The sequence below is a fragment of the Xanthomonas sp. NCPPB 1068 genome (assembly GCF_041479385.2).
Taxonomy (GTDB): Bacteria; Pseudomonadota; Gammaproteobacteria; order Xanthomonadales; family Xanthomonadaceae; genus Xanthomonas; species Xanthomonas cannabis.
On the sequence record NZ_CM192986.1, the window covers coordinates 3775363 to 3790300 of the forward strand.

The window sequence follows — 14938 nt, forward strand, 5'->3', positions numbered from 1 at the left end:
CGCATGGACAACGCTGCCGCCCTCGCTCAGATCCGCGCACTCGCCGCCCGCGTGGAGGCGCTTGTGGAGCGGACGCAACGGTTGACCGACGAGAACCGTAGCCTGCGCCATCAGCAGGAACAATTGATCGGCGAGCGTTCGCAACTGCTGACCAAGAACGAGCAGGCACGCTCGCGGGTGGAAGCCATGATCGTGCGGTTGAAGTCACTGGAGCAGCACACGTGAGCAGCAACGAACCGGTCAGCGTGCGTATTCTGGATCGTGAATACACGGTTGGCGTGACTGCCGAAGAACGCGAGAGCCTCACCGCTGCAGCACGCCTGCTGGATTTGCGCATGCGCGAGATCCGTGGCAGCAACCGCATGGCAGCGGTCGATCGTGTGGCGGTGCTGGCTGCGCTCAATCTTGCACATGAGTTGCAGCAGTTGCGCGACCAACAAGCGCTCTACGATCGTGAATTGGCGAATACGCTGGACAGCTTGAACCGTCGCCTGGACGGCCTGGCCGACACACCACGTTGAGCGCGACGTCGCACTGCCGTCGCAAAGATGAATTTTTGCGACCGCGTGCCGACGAATGGGCTAGCCATCGCGCAGCAGAGGTCTATACTTCACCTGCGTTCTCTGCTGTAAACGACAGCGTGCAAAACATTCGCCTTGTCCCTTAATTACGACCACGGGGGCGCGACGAAGCCGGGTGTGCAAGTCCGCCTTGTAGCGGGAAGCCCGATGGCCTCACAACGTCCCCACTTGAACCCCGGGTTCAAGGTCGTTTCGCCCGCATCGTCACCGCGGAGAATGCAAATCTGAAACGGCGCCTTCGGGCGTCGTTTCTTTTTGTGTGTTTGGCGAAGCGTTTGGGCATGACGCCTGCCGCGCGCAGCGATGCAGCCTTTGTGTCCTGGGGCGCTGATGCGGACTTGGCCTGTCAATGATGCGACACCCTGGAGGGCAGCCTCAGGAGCGCACGTGCGCAGCATGTCATCGGACGGAACGCACGAAGACATGTTCTCTACGCCAAGCGCGTGAGCACCGCGCTCCGCCAACCGGCCACGAGGCGATTGCCCGGCGGCACGTCCAGACCTGGTGCCCGACGTTCCGACCGGACGCCGGACGTTCGAACGAGATGTTGAACATTGCGACATGGCGCTAGGCAGCTGGACCTGGGCCATCGACAATATGCGCCTTCGACCGCTGCGAGACACCGATGACCCAGGACCGAGACGCGCTGCGTCAGCAGTTGCGTGCGCAACGCCGCAGCCTGCCGGCCACGCAGCGACTGGCCGCCGCCGATGTATTGGCCGAACGCTTGCTGGCGCTGCCGTTCGCGCCGCGGGCCGGTGCGGTGGCCGGGTATTGGGCGATGGATGGCGAGATCGCACTGCACCGCTGGCAGCTGAGCTTGCCGGCCGGCGTGCGCTACTGCCTGCCGGTGCTGGACGGACGTGTGCTGCGCTTTGCGCCATGGCGGCCGGGCCAGGGACTGGTCAGCAATCGCTACGGGATTCCCGAGCCGGACGTGGATCTGGCCGATACGCTGGCGCCACAGGACATGGCCTTGGTGGTGACCCCGCTGACCGGTTTCGACGCGGCGTGCCGGCGGCTGGGCATGGGGGGCGGCTGGTATGATCGCAGCTTCGCGTTCCGGCATCGCCAAGCGCCGCCGCCCTGGCTGGTGGGCGTCGGCTTTGCCGCACAGCAGGTGCCTGCCTTGCCGACCGAATCCTGGGACGTGGGCGTGGACGCCATTTGCACCGAACACGCCACTTTCCTGAAAGACGACAGCCTCTCTGCATGACTGCCCGCAAGCGCTACTGGTTGATGAAGTCCGAGCCGGATACGTTCTCCATCGATGATCTGGAACGCGTCGGCACCGAGCCGTGGAACGGCGTGCGCAACTACCAGGCGCGCAATTTCATGCGCGACGGCATGCAGGTGGGCGACGGGGTGTTCTTCTATCACTCCAACTGCAAGGTGCCCGGCATCGTCGGCATCGCCAAGGTCGCCAGCACTGCGTATCCGGACGACACCCAGTTCGACCCAAAATCCGACTACCACGACCCCAAGTCCACGCGCGAAGACCCACGCTGGATGCTGGTGGACGTGGCGTTCGAGCGCAAACTCAAGCGCACGATTTCGCTGGATGAAATCAAGCAACACGCCGATGCACTGGGCGAAGGCTTCCCGCTGATCGCGCGCGGCAATCGCCTGTCGATCCTGCCGGTGACCGCCGCGCAGTGGAAGTTGCTTTTAGGGCTCGAATAACCGGGATTGGGGCTTGGGGATTCGCTCAATGCCCGCCCGCGTTGCACCGCCTAGACGAATCCCAAATCTCCAATCACTAATCCCGAGCTCCCAAATGTCCGACGCAAAACGCCTGGCCGCCGAGAAGGCACTCGATTACGTGGAAGACGGCATGATCGTCGGTGTCGGTACCGGCTCGACGGTGGCCTACTTCATCGATGCGCTGGGCCGTATCGGCCACCGCATCAAGGGCGCGGTCTCCAGTTCCGAACAGAGCACCGCACGCCTGCGCCAGCACGGCATCGAGGTGCTGGATCTCAACCACACCGGCAATCTGTCGGTGTACGTGGACGGCGCCGACGAGTGCGACCCGAACCGCTGCCTGATCAAGGGCGGCGGTGCGGCACTGACCCGCGAGAAGATCATTGCCGAGGCCAGTGAACGCTTCATCTGCATCGTCGACCCGAGCAAGCAAGTGCCGGTGCTGGGCAAGTTTCCGCTGCCGGTGGAGGTGATTCCGATGGCACGCAGCCTGGTTGCTCGCCAGATCCTGGCGTTGACCGGCGGCCAGCCGGTGTGGCGCGACGGCGTGGTGACCGACAACGGCAACGTGGTGCTGGACGTACACAACCTGCAGATCACCGATCCGGTGGCGTTGGAGCGCAGCTTGAACCAGATTCCGGGCGTGGTCTGCGTGGGCCTGTTTGCGCGCCGCCCGGCCGATGTGGTGATCGTCGGCGGCACACCGCCGCGCGTGCTCTGAGGCACGACGCGGACGATGTTCGTGCGCCCGACGGCGCGCAGACATTCCGACACCAGGGCCGCGCCGGCAGCGCAGCGTTGCAGATGGTCTCTTCACAGCGGTGGCCAGTGCCGCGACTCTCGAACGCTGCACGCCCGGCGCAACTTGCTCGCTGTCTACATACAGAGGTCCGCACGCGGCGCATCTGTAAGCGGAACGTGTCTCCCCGCTCGCAGGCGGATGCAGTGCGCTACCGTTGCGGAGCGACCTTCCCGCATCCCGCGCGCTGGGCGAGGCGGCACCGTGGCCGCGCGATGCGCAGCGGGCAATCAGCCCGTCCCGATGCCTTGCCCGGCACCGCACTGCATCGCCTGCCGCCGCGACTTGACGCACGCCGGTGCATGGCAGAAGGTGCGCCATCCCCGCCTCATCGGTTTGCCGCATGCGCCCTGCCCGCTTCCTTGGTCTTGCCTGTCTGCTCCTGCTTGGCGGCTGCGCCAGCGGCGGCTCCTGGGTGGAACTGGCCGGTACGCGCTATCAGGTAGAACTGGCACAGAACGATGCCGACCGGACCAAGGGGCTGATGTTCCGCGACGCCATGGACGAAGACCGCGGCATGCTGTTCATCCACGACCGCCAGGAACCGATGGCCTACTGGATGAAGAACACCAAGATCGCGCTGGATATCCTGTATTTCGACAACCAGCGCCGGCTGGTGTCGCAACAGCGCGATGTGCCGCCGTGCTCGGCCGGCGACGCCTGCCCGCCTTACCCCAGCAAGGCGCCGGCCCGCTATGTGCTGGAGCTCAATGCCGGCCAGGCCGCCAGGCTCAACCTGCAGGACGGCGCCGAACTCACTTTCAGCCCGGATATTCCCAAGCTGAAGTGATTCACAGCGATGCGGTGTCTCCTGTCAGGAAGTACCGGACTTGAACCCCGCGCCGCTTGCCGACACTCTTGTCAGCATGGTCGACATGCTCCCACTTCCCCATTGGACCGCGCTCGCCAGCCTGGACGACGATGCGGTGCCACTGATGTCCACCGCGTTGCTGATCGCACGCGACGAGTATCCACAGCTGGATGCCGAGCTGTATGACACGCTGGTGCAGAGCCACGTCGAGCACCTGCGCCGCGAGGTGGAGGCGATCGATCTGTGGCCGCTGAAGATGGCGGCAGTCAACCGCTACCTGTTCGATGAACTGGGTTATTCCGGCAATCACGACGAGTACTACGACCCCCGCAACAGCTATCTGAACCAGGTGTTCGAGCGCCGGCTGGGCAATCCGATCTCGCTGGCGATGGTGCAGATCGAGGTGGCCCGGCGCCTGGGCATCCCGCTGGCGGGGGTGTCGTTTCCAGGACATTTCCTGGTGCGCCTGCCGGTCGACGACGGGGTCCTGGTGATGGACCCGTTCAACGGTGGTCGCCCGCTGGGCGTGGACGAGCTGCGCGAGCGCGCGCGCCCGCACCTGGGCGGCGAAATCCCCGACGACCGTGCGCTGGCGCAAATTCTCGACCCGGCACCGCACCGCGCGATCCTGATCCGCATTTTGCGCAACCTGCACGGCGTGTACGCCGATGCCGAGCACTGGGACCGCGCCGCACGCAGCGCCGACCGCATCCTGAAGCTGGTGCCCGACCAACCCGAAGCACTGCGCGACCGCGGCATGGCCTATCTGCATCTGGGCCATCGCAATGGCGCCCGCCACGATCTCTCGCGCTACCTGCTACTCAACCCGAGCGCGCAGGACGCGGCCCATCTGCACGAGCACCTGGTGGAACTGAACAGCCAGCGCGCGCGGGCGCACTGAGCCCCCCGCGCACTTCTACCCGCTCAGCCGCTACGGCATGGCGCGGCAGGTGGTCGATGCCCGGTCCGGGCAGGCAAGCGGTCAGTCGACTTCCACCATTTCGAAGTCGTCCTTGGTGACACCGCAATCGGGGCAGGTCCAGCTCTCGGGCACGTCCTGCCAGGCGGTGCCGGGCGCAATGCCTTCTTCGGGAATGCCGTCGGCCTCGTGGTAGAGGAACCCGCAGACCACGCACATCCAGGTGCGGTAGGTGGTGGTGGATGTGTCGCTCATCGGATAATCGCGGTCACGCAACGGTGGGGCCAGCATTGTCCCATCCCATCCACCGCTTTCGGAAGCGCTGCCATGCCCCAACGCCTTGACGCCCGCGGCGTGTACCTGATCACCCCGGACGAGCCCAATACCCAGCGCCTGCTCCTGCGCACCGTGCCGTTATTGCCAGCAATCGCCTGGCTGCAATATCGCAACAAGCAGGCCGATGGGGCGCTGCGGTTGCGCCAGGCCAGCGCCCTGCGCGAGGCCTGCGCGGCGCACGGTGTGCCCTTGATCATCAACGACGATGCGCAACTGGCCGCGCAGGTCGGTGCGCAGGGGGTGCATCTGGGCGAAGACGATGGCGAGGTGGCAGCCGCACGCGGGCGGCTGGGGCCGCAGGCGATCATCGGGGTGTCGTGCTACGACGAGATCGAGCGCGCGCGCGCCGCCGCCGCCGCGGGTGCCAGCTATGTCGCGTTCGGTGCGTTTTTCCCGACCACCACCAAGCAGACCACCCGGCGCGCGACGCCGGCGCTACTGCAGCAAGCGGCCGAGCTTGGTCTACCCCGGGTGGCGATCGGCGGCATCGCAACTGCGCAGGTGCCCGCGCTGGTGACTGCAGGTGCCGACCTGATTGCCGTGGTCAGCGGCGTGTATGCGGCGCCAGATCCGGTCGCAGCAGTGCAGGCATACCGCGCAGGGTTTGCGTGATAATGCGGCAAGCGTTGAAGACGATCGATGCTGGCTGCGTCGTACGCCGTCGCGCAGGATTGATGCCTTGCTTGCACCAGGCACACCGACCATCGTGACGGGGCCTTGCCCGCTCACCGTCGCGGGACCCTTGGCGTCCCGCAATCGGTGAGGACACCGCATCACACACCTGGCTGGTCGTTTTGTCGAAAAACGAAGATGCCGCGTCGCCAGCTTGCCGGCTGCTTGTTGAAACCTGTGCGCACCGACCATCTCCGTTGGTCCTTGCCCGCCCACCGTCGCGGGACCCTTGGCGGCATGGATGCCGCCACGGAGCTACATGGCGTACTTGCAGCGTGTCCCGCGATGGTGGGCGGGCAAGGGCCCTGCAGCAAAGGCGAAGATGATCCGCTCTCCGCCTGATCTGTCCGTAGCGAGCAACCAGGTTGAGACACCTGCACCGTGCGTATCGCGATCGCTTGGCTGTCTTCACGTCTGGTCGAATGCGCGGTGCCCTCACCGCTTGCGGGACACGCCGTGAATCCGTCCCTGGAGGCTCGGTGGCGGCATCCATGCCGCCACACGGTCCCGCAATCGGCGAGGACACCACGCCAGACAGTTGGTTGGTGGTTTTGTTGAAGAGCAAAAGCACCGCGTCGCCAGTTTGCCAAGCGCTGGTTGAGAGCCTTGCCCACCGACCATCTCGACTGGTCCTTGCCCGCCCACCGTCGCGGGACCCTTGGCGGCATGGATGCCGCCACGGAGCTACATGGACGTACTTGCAGCGTGTCCCGTGATGGTGGGCAGGCAAGGGCCCTGCAGCAATTCGCAGATCATCCGCTCTGCGAAGTTGCTGCAACCTGCGCGTCGGGGCTGTTCGACTACATCGGACAATCCGCTTAGCCAAGCCATCACCCAGGCTGCCTGCCTTCACTCATCACGGTGACGTCAATTCGGCCGCCATCACCCAAAACGAAAACAGCGACGCGTGCTTTCACGCGTCGCTGCCGGGACTGCCTTTGTCGCGTGATCCGATCAGAAATCGTAGCTCAACGTCACCCGGCCAGAGCGCGGTGCCTGGTAGGCCACCACCTGATTCCATAGCGGGTTGGTGGTGTTGTCGGGCAGCTGCGAGAACGGATAGATGTTCGTCGCGGTCTGCTCGTTGGTGATGTTGAACACGTCGAAGCGCAAGGCCAGCTTGCCGTCGGCAAAGGCCGGCTTGTAGGTCACGCCCATGTCGAGCTGGGCGATCCAGCCCAGGCGCCCCTGCGAGCCCGGGGGCGATGCCACGCCGGTGCCGGTTTCCGGGTTGTAGCAGTAGTGGTACGGACCGCCGGTGATGGCGCTGCCGCCGTAGCCGGCCGGATCGCGGCCGCTGTATTCGGTGCCGTAGTAATTGCCCAGGCAGTTATGCGGCGCGCCGGAGATCAGGCTGAAATTGGCCGAGGCGCCCCATTGCGGGTTGAACTGGTAGAAGCCGAACAGCTTGAGCTGATGGCGGTGATCGTTGGATTGATCGCCGTTGAAATGTTCCATCAGTGCTGCGTGGTCCCAGCTCTGCGTTGTGGAAACCGACGCCTGACCCTGATAGCTGCCGAGTGCGCCGCCGGTACGCCACAGGTCCGAACGCACCTGGCCTTCGGTGGTGCCGTAGCTATGCGACCACACGTAATTGACCTTGGCGTACCACTGGCCGTCGAACGGACGCTCCAGGTTGAACTCCACGGCCGAGTAGTTGCGCTTGAACTTCGGGAAGCCCGCCGCTTCGCGGCTGACCGACACCTCGTGGAACTGGCCGTCGGTGCCGATCACGCCCCAGGTGTTGGTCTGGCCGGGATTGATCAGCGAGGCGCCTGCGACTTGCGAGAAATCGATGGTCACGCCCTGCGCGGCGGCCGCGTTGATCAGCGCAGTGTTGGAGACGTCGTAGTTCTGGTCGTCGATACCGGCATTGAGACGCCGGTGGGTGCCGCGCACGCCGAGCACCCAGCCGCTTTCGAGCTGCTTGGTGAAACCCAGGATGACTTCATCCTGGTTCTCGCCTTCGATGTCCTTGGCCACTGCGGTGCGCACATCGGCGATGCGGCCGAAGCGCGAATTGGCCGATACGGCCGAGCCGAGCTGCTGCGCCAACACCGGCGTGCCGTCGGCATTGATGCCGCTGTAGGTGAAATAGGTATCGGTGGTGGTGGCCGGTGTGAACAAGCTGACGGCCGACAGCGGCAGACCGAGGTAATAGCGGCCAACGTTACCGAACACCTTCAGGCTGGAATCGCCATTGACGTCCCAGCTGAAGCCCAAGCGCGGCGCCCACGCGTTATCCACTTCAATATAGGGGTCGCCGAACGGGGTGTAGTTGGTGAACTCGTCCTTGCGCAGGCCGATGCTCAACAACAGGTTGTCGGTGACCTGCCACTTGTCTTCGATGTAATAGGCGCGTTGCTTGGCCTCGTAGGAGTACAGGCTGGTGTTGATGTTGCGCACCACGTAGTAGCCACTGGACCCGTTGACCGGATCGACCAGGCCCGGGCTTGGCGCGCCGATGCCGCCGGCTTCGTTGGCAGACTGGCTGACCAGCCCGCCGGTGGCCAACCCGTTGGGGTCGTTGGTCTGGCCGTAGGTCCAGGCGAAGCCGGGGCCGGACAGCACCGAGCCGACGTCGATGCCTTCGGACTTCTGGTTGTCGATACCGAAATTGAGCGTGTGGTGGCCGAGGCGCCATTCCAGATTCAGGCGCTGATTGTCTTTCTTGTATTCGCGATCCGGCGAACTGACCGAGGTGACCAGCTGGTTGCCGATACGCGGCGTGCCGCCGGTGTAGGCCGGATTCTGCAACGCCGCGCTATTGATCACCGGTCCCCCGGCCGCGTTGTAGTTGAACGGGGTCAGCTCGTCGGGGGTGCGCATCTTGCCGTACAGCGCGGTCACGGTGAGGTTGTCACCCAGGTAGCCGGTGTACTTGCCGGTAAACAGCGTTGGGCCGGTCTTCCAGGTGGATTCGTCGGTGAAATAGCTGCCACGCGTGCGGTTGACATAGTCGTAGCGATAAATCGAGCCGTTGGTCTCCGCCTCGTCGCTGGCACCGGTCACCTCGATCAGGTGGTTGTCGGTGATGTTCCAGTCCACCTTGGCGTACCAGCGCTTCTGCTTGTAGTCGTAGTCGGTCAGGCCGCCGGTGCGGCCGTTGTCGGTGTCGCGATTGGTGCCCACGCGCACGCCATCCGAATCCACCTGCTCTGCGGCCAGGAAGAAGAACAACTTGTCCTGGATGATCGGGCCACCGACGTAGGCGCTGTAAGTGGTCTGGTTGGCCTCGGCTTCGCTGGCCGGCTGGTACAGGCCATTGGCCGCACGCGCGTAGCGGTAGGCGGCGTTGTTGACGGTGCTGGCCTGGCTGTCCGGGCGCCAGTAGATGTCGCCCTGGTTGGCACGCAGGCCGTTCGGCTCCCAGATCACCGCCGCGCCGAACTTCCACTCGTTGGTGCCGCGCTTGCCGATCTGGTTGATCACACCGCCGTTGGCGCGCCCGTACTGTGCGCCATAGCCGCCGGTGAAGATTTCCTGCTGGTCGATGGCTCCGTACGGCAGGGTCAGGCCGCCGAGATTGTTGCTGATGGTGGTGGTATTGAAACCATTGAGGTAATACGCGTTTTCGCTGGCGGCCGAGCCACCGAAGCTGGGCAGCGAGCCGCCGAGCGGGCCGTTGTCGAAACCGCCGCTGTTGACCACCACGCCCGGCGCCAGCAGCGCGATCGCTTCGGCGGTGCGGCCCAACGGCAGCTGCGCCAGCTGCTCTGCAGTGACCACGGTGCGGGTATCCACGCTGCTGACGTCGATGGTGGCCAGGCTGGCCGCGTTGACGGTGACGCTGTCCAGGGTCTGCACGCCGCTCCCCGCGGCGCTGGCGGCGAACGACACGTCGGTGTTGGCGCCCACGGTAATGGCCACGTTCTCGCGGGTTTCCACTACCGCGCCGTCGCGCTTGACCGTCACCTTGTAGGTGCCCAACGGCAGATTGCCGGCGGTGTACCGGCCACGCGCGTCCACCGGCACTTCGCGGCTGAGGCCACTGTTGTTTTCCACCACCACGCTGGTGCCGCTGCCCTGCCCCACGCTGCCGACGATGCTGCCGGTGGTCGACTGCGCGTGTGCACCGCCGATGGCCACCACCAGGGCCAACGCCAGCGCACGCTTCTGGATACTACGGTTCATGCTTTCTCCCCAAGTCTGGAACGGTCGGCAAGGCGACTGGATGAACGGGGCCAACGGCCACCGGAATCACACTTTCTGAACATCTGCAGCGGGGCGCCAATGACCGCATGCCATCAGCTCATGCCCAAACGCCCGGTCCCCTTGTGTCCGATCATAGGCAGCCGGGTTGCCCTACCCGCCGGCTCCGACGGGTAGGCAGGCCTCTGCCGGGTAGGCGCGCGAGGCCGCAGGCCTGACAATGGCGAACGCGATGCCCGCTGCCGGGCATCGATGTCCCCACTGGTATTCCTCAAGGATCTGCGCGCATGAACCACACCCGCTCCCACGCCCTGTTCGCCCAGGCGCAGACGCTGCTGCCCGGCGGCGTCAACTCACCCGTGCGGGCGTTCAAGTCGGTGGGCGGCGAGCCGTTCTTCGTGGCCCGTGCCGACGGCCCGTACCTGTACGACGTCGACGACAACCGCTATATCGACTACGTGGGCTCATGGGGTCCGATGATTGCCGGGCACAACCACCCGACGGTGCGCGAGGCGGTGGAACGCGCGATCCGCGACGGGCTGTCGTTCGGCGCGCCGTGCGCGGCGGAAGTGACGATGGCGCAGACCATCACCCGGCTGGTGCCCTCGTGCGAGATGGTGCGCATGGTCAACTCCGGCACCGAGGCCACGCTGTCGGCGGTGCGCCTGGCGCGCGGCGCCACCGGGCGTAACCGCATCATCAAGTTCGAAGGCTGCTACCACGGCCACGGCGACTCGTTCCTGGTCAAGGCCGGCAGCGGCATGCTGACCCTGGGCGTGCCCACCTCGCCGGGCGTGCCGGCCGGCTTGAGCGAGCTGACCGCCACGCTGAGCTTCAACGACTTCGAAGGCGCCACCGCATTGTTCGACGAGATCGGCGCCGACGTGGCGGCAGTGATCATCGAGCCAGTGGTGGGCAATGCCAACTGCATTCCGCCACTGGCGGGCTATCTGCAGCACCTGCGCACGTTGTGCACGCGGCATGGCGGGCTGCTGATCTTCGACGAAGTGATGACCGGCTTCCGCGTGGCGCTGGGTGGCGCGCAGGCGCTCTATGGCGTCACGCCGGATCTGACCACCTTCGGCAAGATCATCGGCGGCGGCATGCCGGTGGGCGCGTACGGCGGCCGGCGCGAGCTGATGGAGCAGATCGCCCCGGCCGGGCCGATCTACCAGGCCGGCACCTTGTCGGGCAATCCGGTGGCCATGGCCGCCGGCCTGGCGATGCTGGAACTGGTGCAGGAACCGGGCTTCCACGCCCGCCTCAGCGAGGCGACCGGCGTGCTGTGCGAAGGCCTGGAAGATGCCGCGCGCGCGGCCGGCATTGCCGTCACCACCAACCAGGTGGGCGGCATGTTCGGGCTGTTCTTCAGCGACGAGATCGTGGAGAGCTACGCGCAGGCCACCGCCTGCGACACCACCACCTTCAACCGCTTCTTCCACGCGATGCTGCAGCGGGGCGTGTACCTGGCGCCGTCGGCGTACGAGGCCGGCTTCATGTCCAGCGCGCACGACGAGGCCGTGATCGAGGCCACGCTCGCCGCAGCACGCGAGGCGTTTGCAGACGTCGCACGCTGACGCGTCATGGGGTAAGACGGCGTCCGCGCCGCGCTTCGCCTTCAGCACGTGCCGAGGGCGCAGGTGCGGCGCTGAGACAGCCAGCCAAGCCAGACGCCCGCAGCCGATAACGGCCGCCCCGATGGCGCCGGACGTGGATGCCGGCGCGGGCCCAGCGGGGCCGGGCATGCACCGCAGGGACCGAAGTGAATGCGCACGCCGCGGGCTGGGCGCGCCGGTCGGTGACGCCGGATCAGACACACCTGTTCTACGCACGCCGCTGGCGCGGGCAGACGCCACCACAACCCGATCCACCCGATGGCCCGCCTCGACCCTGGCGGCGATGGCGTGAAAACCGCCACACACTTTGCTTTTGTCGTGAGGCTGTCATACCTTTCTGAAAGGTGCTCAGGGACGGGCATGGGTGGGGACCCGCGAAGCAGCCGATCCGTCGTTGTCGCCGTCTCGGTGACCTGCGTGCCGTCGCCGCTGTTTCATCACGTTGTGCAGCGTGTCGAGCCGGCGCGCTGTTGACGCTTGCCACGGCCGCCCTCGCCTCATGCTCAAGCCTGTTGCGTTGCTCACTCCGCGCCCGTCACCGCCGCGCGACCCCGCTCTTCCGGATTGGCTGCTTGCCAGCAAGCTGGAGCCGCCTTCGCCGCACCCGGGCGCGGTGATGCGCGAGGCATTGCTGAGGGCACTGGATCAGGGCCAGATGCGTCCGTTGACCCTGCTGCTGGCCCCGCCCGGGTTCGGCAAGACCACGGTGCTGGCGCAATGGCATGCGCAGCTGCGCGCGCGTGATGCGGCGTCGGTGGCCTGGCTGTCGCTGGACGAAGCCGATGCCGATGCCGCGCGCTTTGTGGGTCATCTCGCCCTGGCGCTGCAGGGTGCAGGCGCCGATGCCGCGCTGTGCACCAGCGTGATGCACCACTGCGAGCAGGACCCGCGCGATGCGGTCGCGGTGCTGATTCGCGCCCTGCGCGCGGCACCGCGGCGCATCAGCGTGATCGTCGACGACTACGACCGGCTCGGAAGCGGCCTGGTCGATGAGCTGGTGCTGCGCCTGGTGGAACACAGCGGCGGGCGCCTGCATCTGTTGCTTGCCACCCGTCGCGTGCCGGCGCTGCCGCTGGCGCGGCTGGAACTGCAGGCACAGCTCGGTCGCATCGGCAGCGCGCAACTGGCACTGGACACCGACGAAGCGCGCACGCTGCTGGGGCCGCAGGTCGCGGCGCCGGTGGTGGAGACCCTGCTGCACTACACCGAAGGTTGGCCGGTAGCGCTGCATCTGGCGCGGCTGTGGCTGGAGGGCGATGCACAACGTCAGCAGGAAGTGACCGCACGCTTCTCCGGGCGCAGCACGCAGATTGCCGCGTATCTGGCCGAGCAAGTGGTCAACGACCTGGATGCATCAACGCGCGACCTGCTGTTGCGCACCAGCCTGCTGGAACGCCTCAACGCCTCGCTGGCCGATGCGCTGCGCCAGCGCGACGACAGTGGACGGCTGCTCGCCCGGCTGGAGCATTTCCACGGCCTGCTGGTGCCGCTGGATGGCGAGCGCGAATGGTTCCGCTATCACCCCCTGTTTGCCGACTTCCTGCAGCAATTGCTCGATCGCGAACACCCTGGCCAGGCCGTCCAGCTGCATCAGCGTGCAGCCCGCTGGTTTGGCGACCATCAGCACCTGGCCGACGCGGTACGACACGCCGCGCATGGCCAGTGCGGCGATCTGGCGGCCAGCTACATCGCGCGCGCCGGCACCTGGCAGTTGCTGCTGACGCACGGACTGCACGAGGTGCGTGCATTGCTGCGCCATTTCGACCACCGCACCATCCGCGAGACGCCGGCGCTCAACCTCACCCAGGCGCATCTGCACATCAAGCTGGGCGAGTTCAGCCATGCGCGCCTGTTGCTGGAACGCTTCCGCGATTTCCCGGCGGCCCTGCGCGAACCGCTGCAGCGCGACTACACCGTGGTGGTGGCCGTGCTGCGCGACCGCCTGGACGAAATCTGCGGCAACCCCCATGGCCTGACCCAGATCGCGGCACAGGCGCGCGCACTGGACGAGGACGACCAGCTTGGCCGCGGCATGCTGCTCTGCATCTGCGCCACCACCGCCATCGCACAGGGGGCGTTTGCAGTGGCAGAACGCTACGCACTGGCGGCACGCGAGGCGATGCAGCGCGGCGGCAGCGATGCGGGCGCCGGCCAGGCGCTGCTGGCGCTGGGCCAGAGTTTTTTCTACCGTGGGCAGCTCGGCGACGCCGAGGCATGCTACCGGCAAGCGCTGCACGGGTGCGCGCACACGCCACAGCCAGACCGCGTGCTGGAGGCGGCCGGCCAGTGCCTGCTCGCGCAACTGCATTACGAGCGTGGCCACCACGACGACGCGGCGGACCTGCTGCATCCGGCACTGGAAACGCTCGAGCAACACGATGCCGGCGTGGATGTGCTGGCAGCCGCGTACGACACCGCATTGGGACTGGAGCGCGTACGCGACCATAGCGGACGCAGCGCCCTGGCGGTGCTCGACCATATCGAGCAGATCGCCCACGGGCGCAAGCTGATGCGGCTGTCCGAGCTGGCGTCGGCGTGGCGCTTGATGCTGCTGCTGGAACATCCCGGCAACGCGGCCATCGATGTGCTGATCGCGCGCACCGGCGGCGAATCCTCGCTGGCACACACATTGCGCGCGGCGCACCGGTGGCGCGATCGCGCGGCGATGGGGTTCGCACTGGCACGCTGGCACCGCCTGGCCGGACGCAGCAGCGCAGCCCTGGTCATCCTCGGCCAGATCGAGCAGGCCTGCCTGAGCAACGACAACCTGTGCCATCTCGCGCGCACCCGTGCCCGCATCGCGTTGGTGCTGCAGCAACGCGGCGAACTGCTCGCCGCCCTGCCCTACCTGTACAGCGCCCTGGACCACGTGGCGCTGACACAGAGTTGGCAGGCGATCGTCGAACTCGGCCTGCCCGCCAAGGCGATGCTGCGCTCGCTCCGGCAGCACGACCCGCACACCGTGGGCGGCACCACGCGTGCCTTGACCATCCAGGCCCTGCTCGAACGCCTTAGCGGCGACGACGATCCTTCCAGCGACGTGTTCAGCGAGCGTGAGCTGGAAGTGCTGGCACAGCTGGCGCGTGGCTATTCCAACAAGCAGATCGCCCGCCACCTGCACCTGTCGGAAAACACGGTCAAATTCCATCTCAAGAATCTGTACCGCAAGCTCGATGCACGCAGCCGCGAAGGCGCATTGGCGCAGGCGCTGCAGCGCGGTGTGTTACGCAGCGGGGACGTCCAGCACGCAACGGACGCACCGCCACCGTGAGGGGCGTGCACGTCATGGTGCCTGCCTGGCGCGCCTGACATGGCGGGAACGGCGCGCGACCACGTAGCGATGCAGCA

At 66.3% G+C, this 14938-nt stretch carries 12 protein-coding genes and 1 other RNA gene; 11 read left to right on the forward strand and 2 right to left on the reverse strand.

Annotation, left to right across the window (positions count from 1 at the left end; genetic code table 11):
• Window positions 1–3 precede the first annotated feature (3 nt).
• From ACCQ12_RS16035 to ACCQ12_RS16070, 8 genes are all read left to right on the forward strand, one after another.
• Complete coding sequence (locus ACCQ12_RS16035; protein WP_039410450.1) at window positions 4–225, forward strand: TIGR02449 family protein; 222 nt, start codon at window positions 4–6, stop codon at window positions 223–225.
• Window positions 222–521, forward strand: a complete 300-nt coding sequence (locus ACCQ12_RS16040) for a cell division protein ZapA (protein ID WP_166745248.1) — start codon at window positions 222–224, stop codon at window positions 519–521. Before ACCQ12_RS16035 ends, ACCQ12_RS16040 begins: the two co-directional genes overlap by 4 nt.
• Before the next feature lie 96 nt (window positions 522–617).
• A non-coding RNA gene (gene ssrS, locus ACCQ12_RS16045) (6S RNA) lies at window positions 618–801 on the forward strand.
• Window positions 802–1206: 405 nt separating this feature from the next.
• Complete coding sequence (locus ACCQ12_RS16050; RefSeq protein WP_372382226.1) at window positions 1207–1797, forward strand: 5-formyltetrahydrofolate cyclo-ligase; 591 nt, start codon at window positions 1207–1209, stop codon at window positions 1795–1797.
• A complete protein-coding gene (locus tag ACCQ12_RS16055) occupies window positions 1794–2264 on the forward strand; it encodes an EVE domain-containing protein (RefSeq protein ID WP_372382227.1) in 471 nt (156 codons plus the stop codon). Before ACCQ12_RS16050 ends, ACCQ12_RS16055 begins: the two co-directional genes overlap by 4 nt.
• Window positions 2265–2358: 94 nt before the next feature.
• A complete protein-coding gene (gene rpiA, locus ACCQ12_RS16060; protein WP_039410440.1) occupies window positions 2359–3006 on the forward strand; it encodes a ribose-5-phosphate isomerase RpiA in 648 nt (215 codons plus the stop codon).
• 421 nt (window positions 3007–3427) lie between these two features.
• A complete protein-coding gene (locus ACCQ12_RS16065) occupies window positions 3428–3874 on the forward strand; it encodes a DUF192 domain-containing protein (RefSeq protein ID WP_047696879.1) in 447 nt (148 codons plus the stop codon).
• A gap of 40 nt (window positions 3875–3914) precedes the next feature.
• Complete coding sequence (locus ACCQ12_RS16070; RefSeq protein ID WP_039410446.1) at window positions 3915–4796, forward strand: SirB1 family protein; 882 nt, start codon at window positions 3915–3917, stop codon at window positions 4794–4796.
• Window positions 4797–4877: 81 nt separating this feature from the next.
• On the opposite strand, the gene ACCQ12_RS16075 is transcribed toward ACCQ12_RS16070, so the two are convergent.
• Window positions 4878–5090, reverse strand: a complete 213-nt coding sequence (locus ACCQ12_RS16075) for a rubredoxin (protein ID WP_047696986.1) — start codon at window positions 5088–5090, stop codon at window positions 4878–4880.
• A 51-nt stretch (window positions 5091–5141) separates the two neighbouring features.
• Here ACCQ12_RS16075 and thiE point away from each other — a divergent pair, with 51 nt between their 5' ends.
• Window positions 5142–5762: a thiamine phosphate synthase gene (gene thiE / locus ACCQ12_RS16080; RefSeq protein WP_372382228.1), complete on the forward strand. Its 621-nt coding sequence runs from the start codon at window positions 5142–5144 to the stop codon at window positions 5760–5762.
• Window positions 5763–6776: 1014 nt separating this feature from the next.
• Here thiE and ACCQ12_RS16085 read toward each other — a convergent pair.
• Complete coding sequence (locus ACCQ12_RS16085) at window positions 6777–9956, reverse strand: outer membrane beta-barrel protein (protein WP_372382229.1); 3180 nt, start codon at window positions 9954–9956, stop codon at window positions 6777–6779.
• A gap of 305 nt (window positions 9957–10261) precedes the next feature.
• Between ACCQ12_RS16085 and hemL the strand changes: the two genes are divergently transcribed.
• Both hemL and ACCQ12_RS16095 read left to right on the forward strand, forming a co-directional pair.
• The gene (gene hemL, locus ACCQ12_RS16090; RefSeq protein WP_166749227.1) at window positions 10262–11551 is read left to right on the forward strand and encodes a glutamate-1-semialdehyde 2,1-aminomutase; all 1290 of its coding nucleotides are present in this window, start codon (window positions 10262–10264) and stop codon (window positions 11549–11551) included.
• A 538-nt stretch (window positions 11552–12089) separates the two neighbouring features.
• A complete protein-coding gene (locus tag ACCQ12_RS16095) occupies window positions 12090–14861 on the forward strand; it encodes a winged helix-turn-helix domain-containing protein (protein WP_372382230.1) in 2772 nt (923 codons plus the stop codon).
• Window positions 14862–14938: the final 77 nt, after the last annotated feature.

Coding starts and splice junctions, on each gene's coding strand:
- rpiA (WP_039410440.1), top strand. CDS start 2,359: ATGTCCGACGCAAAACGCCTGGCCGCCGAGAAGGCACTCGATTACGTG.
- ACCQ12_RS16085 (WP_372382229.1), bottom strand. CDS start 9,956: ATGAACCGTAGTATCCAGAAGCGTGCGCTGGCGTTGGCCCTGGTGGTG.
- ACCQ12_RS16065 (WP_047696879.1), top strand. CDS start 3,428: ATGCGCCCTGCCCGCTTCCTTGGTCTTGCCTGTCTGCTCCTGCTTGGC.
- ACCQ12_RS16095 (WP_372382230.1), top strand. CDS start 12,090: ATGCTCAAGCCTGTTGCGTTGCTCACTCCGCGCCCGTCACCGCCGCGC.
- ACCQ12_RS16050 (WP_372382226.1), top strand. CDS start 1,207: ATGACCCAGGACCGAGACGCGCTGCGTCAGCAGTTGCGTGCGCAACGC.
- ACCQ12_RS16055 (WP_372382227.1), top strand. CDS start 1,794: ATGACTGCCCGCAAGCGCTACTGGTTGATGAAGTCCGAGCCGGATACG.
- thiE (WP_372382228.1), top strand. CDS start 5,142: ATGCCCCAACGCCTTGACGCCCGCGGCGTGTACCTGATCACCCCGGAC.
- hemL (WP_166749227.1), top strand. CDS start 10,262: ATGAACCACACCCGCTCCCACGCCCTGTTCGCCCAGGCGCAGACGCTG.
- ACCQ12_RS16035 (WP_039410450.1), top strand. CDS start 4: ATGGACAACGCTGCCGCCCTCGCTCAGATCCGCGCACTCGCCGCCCGC.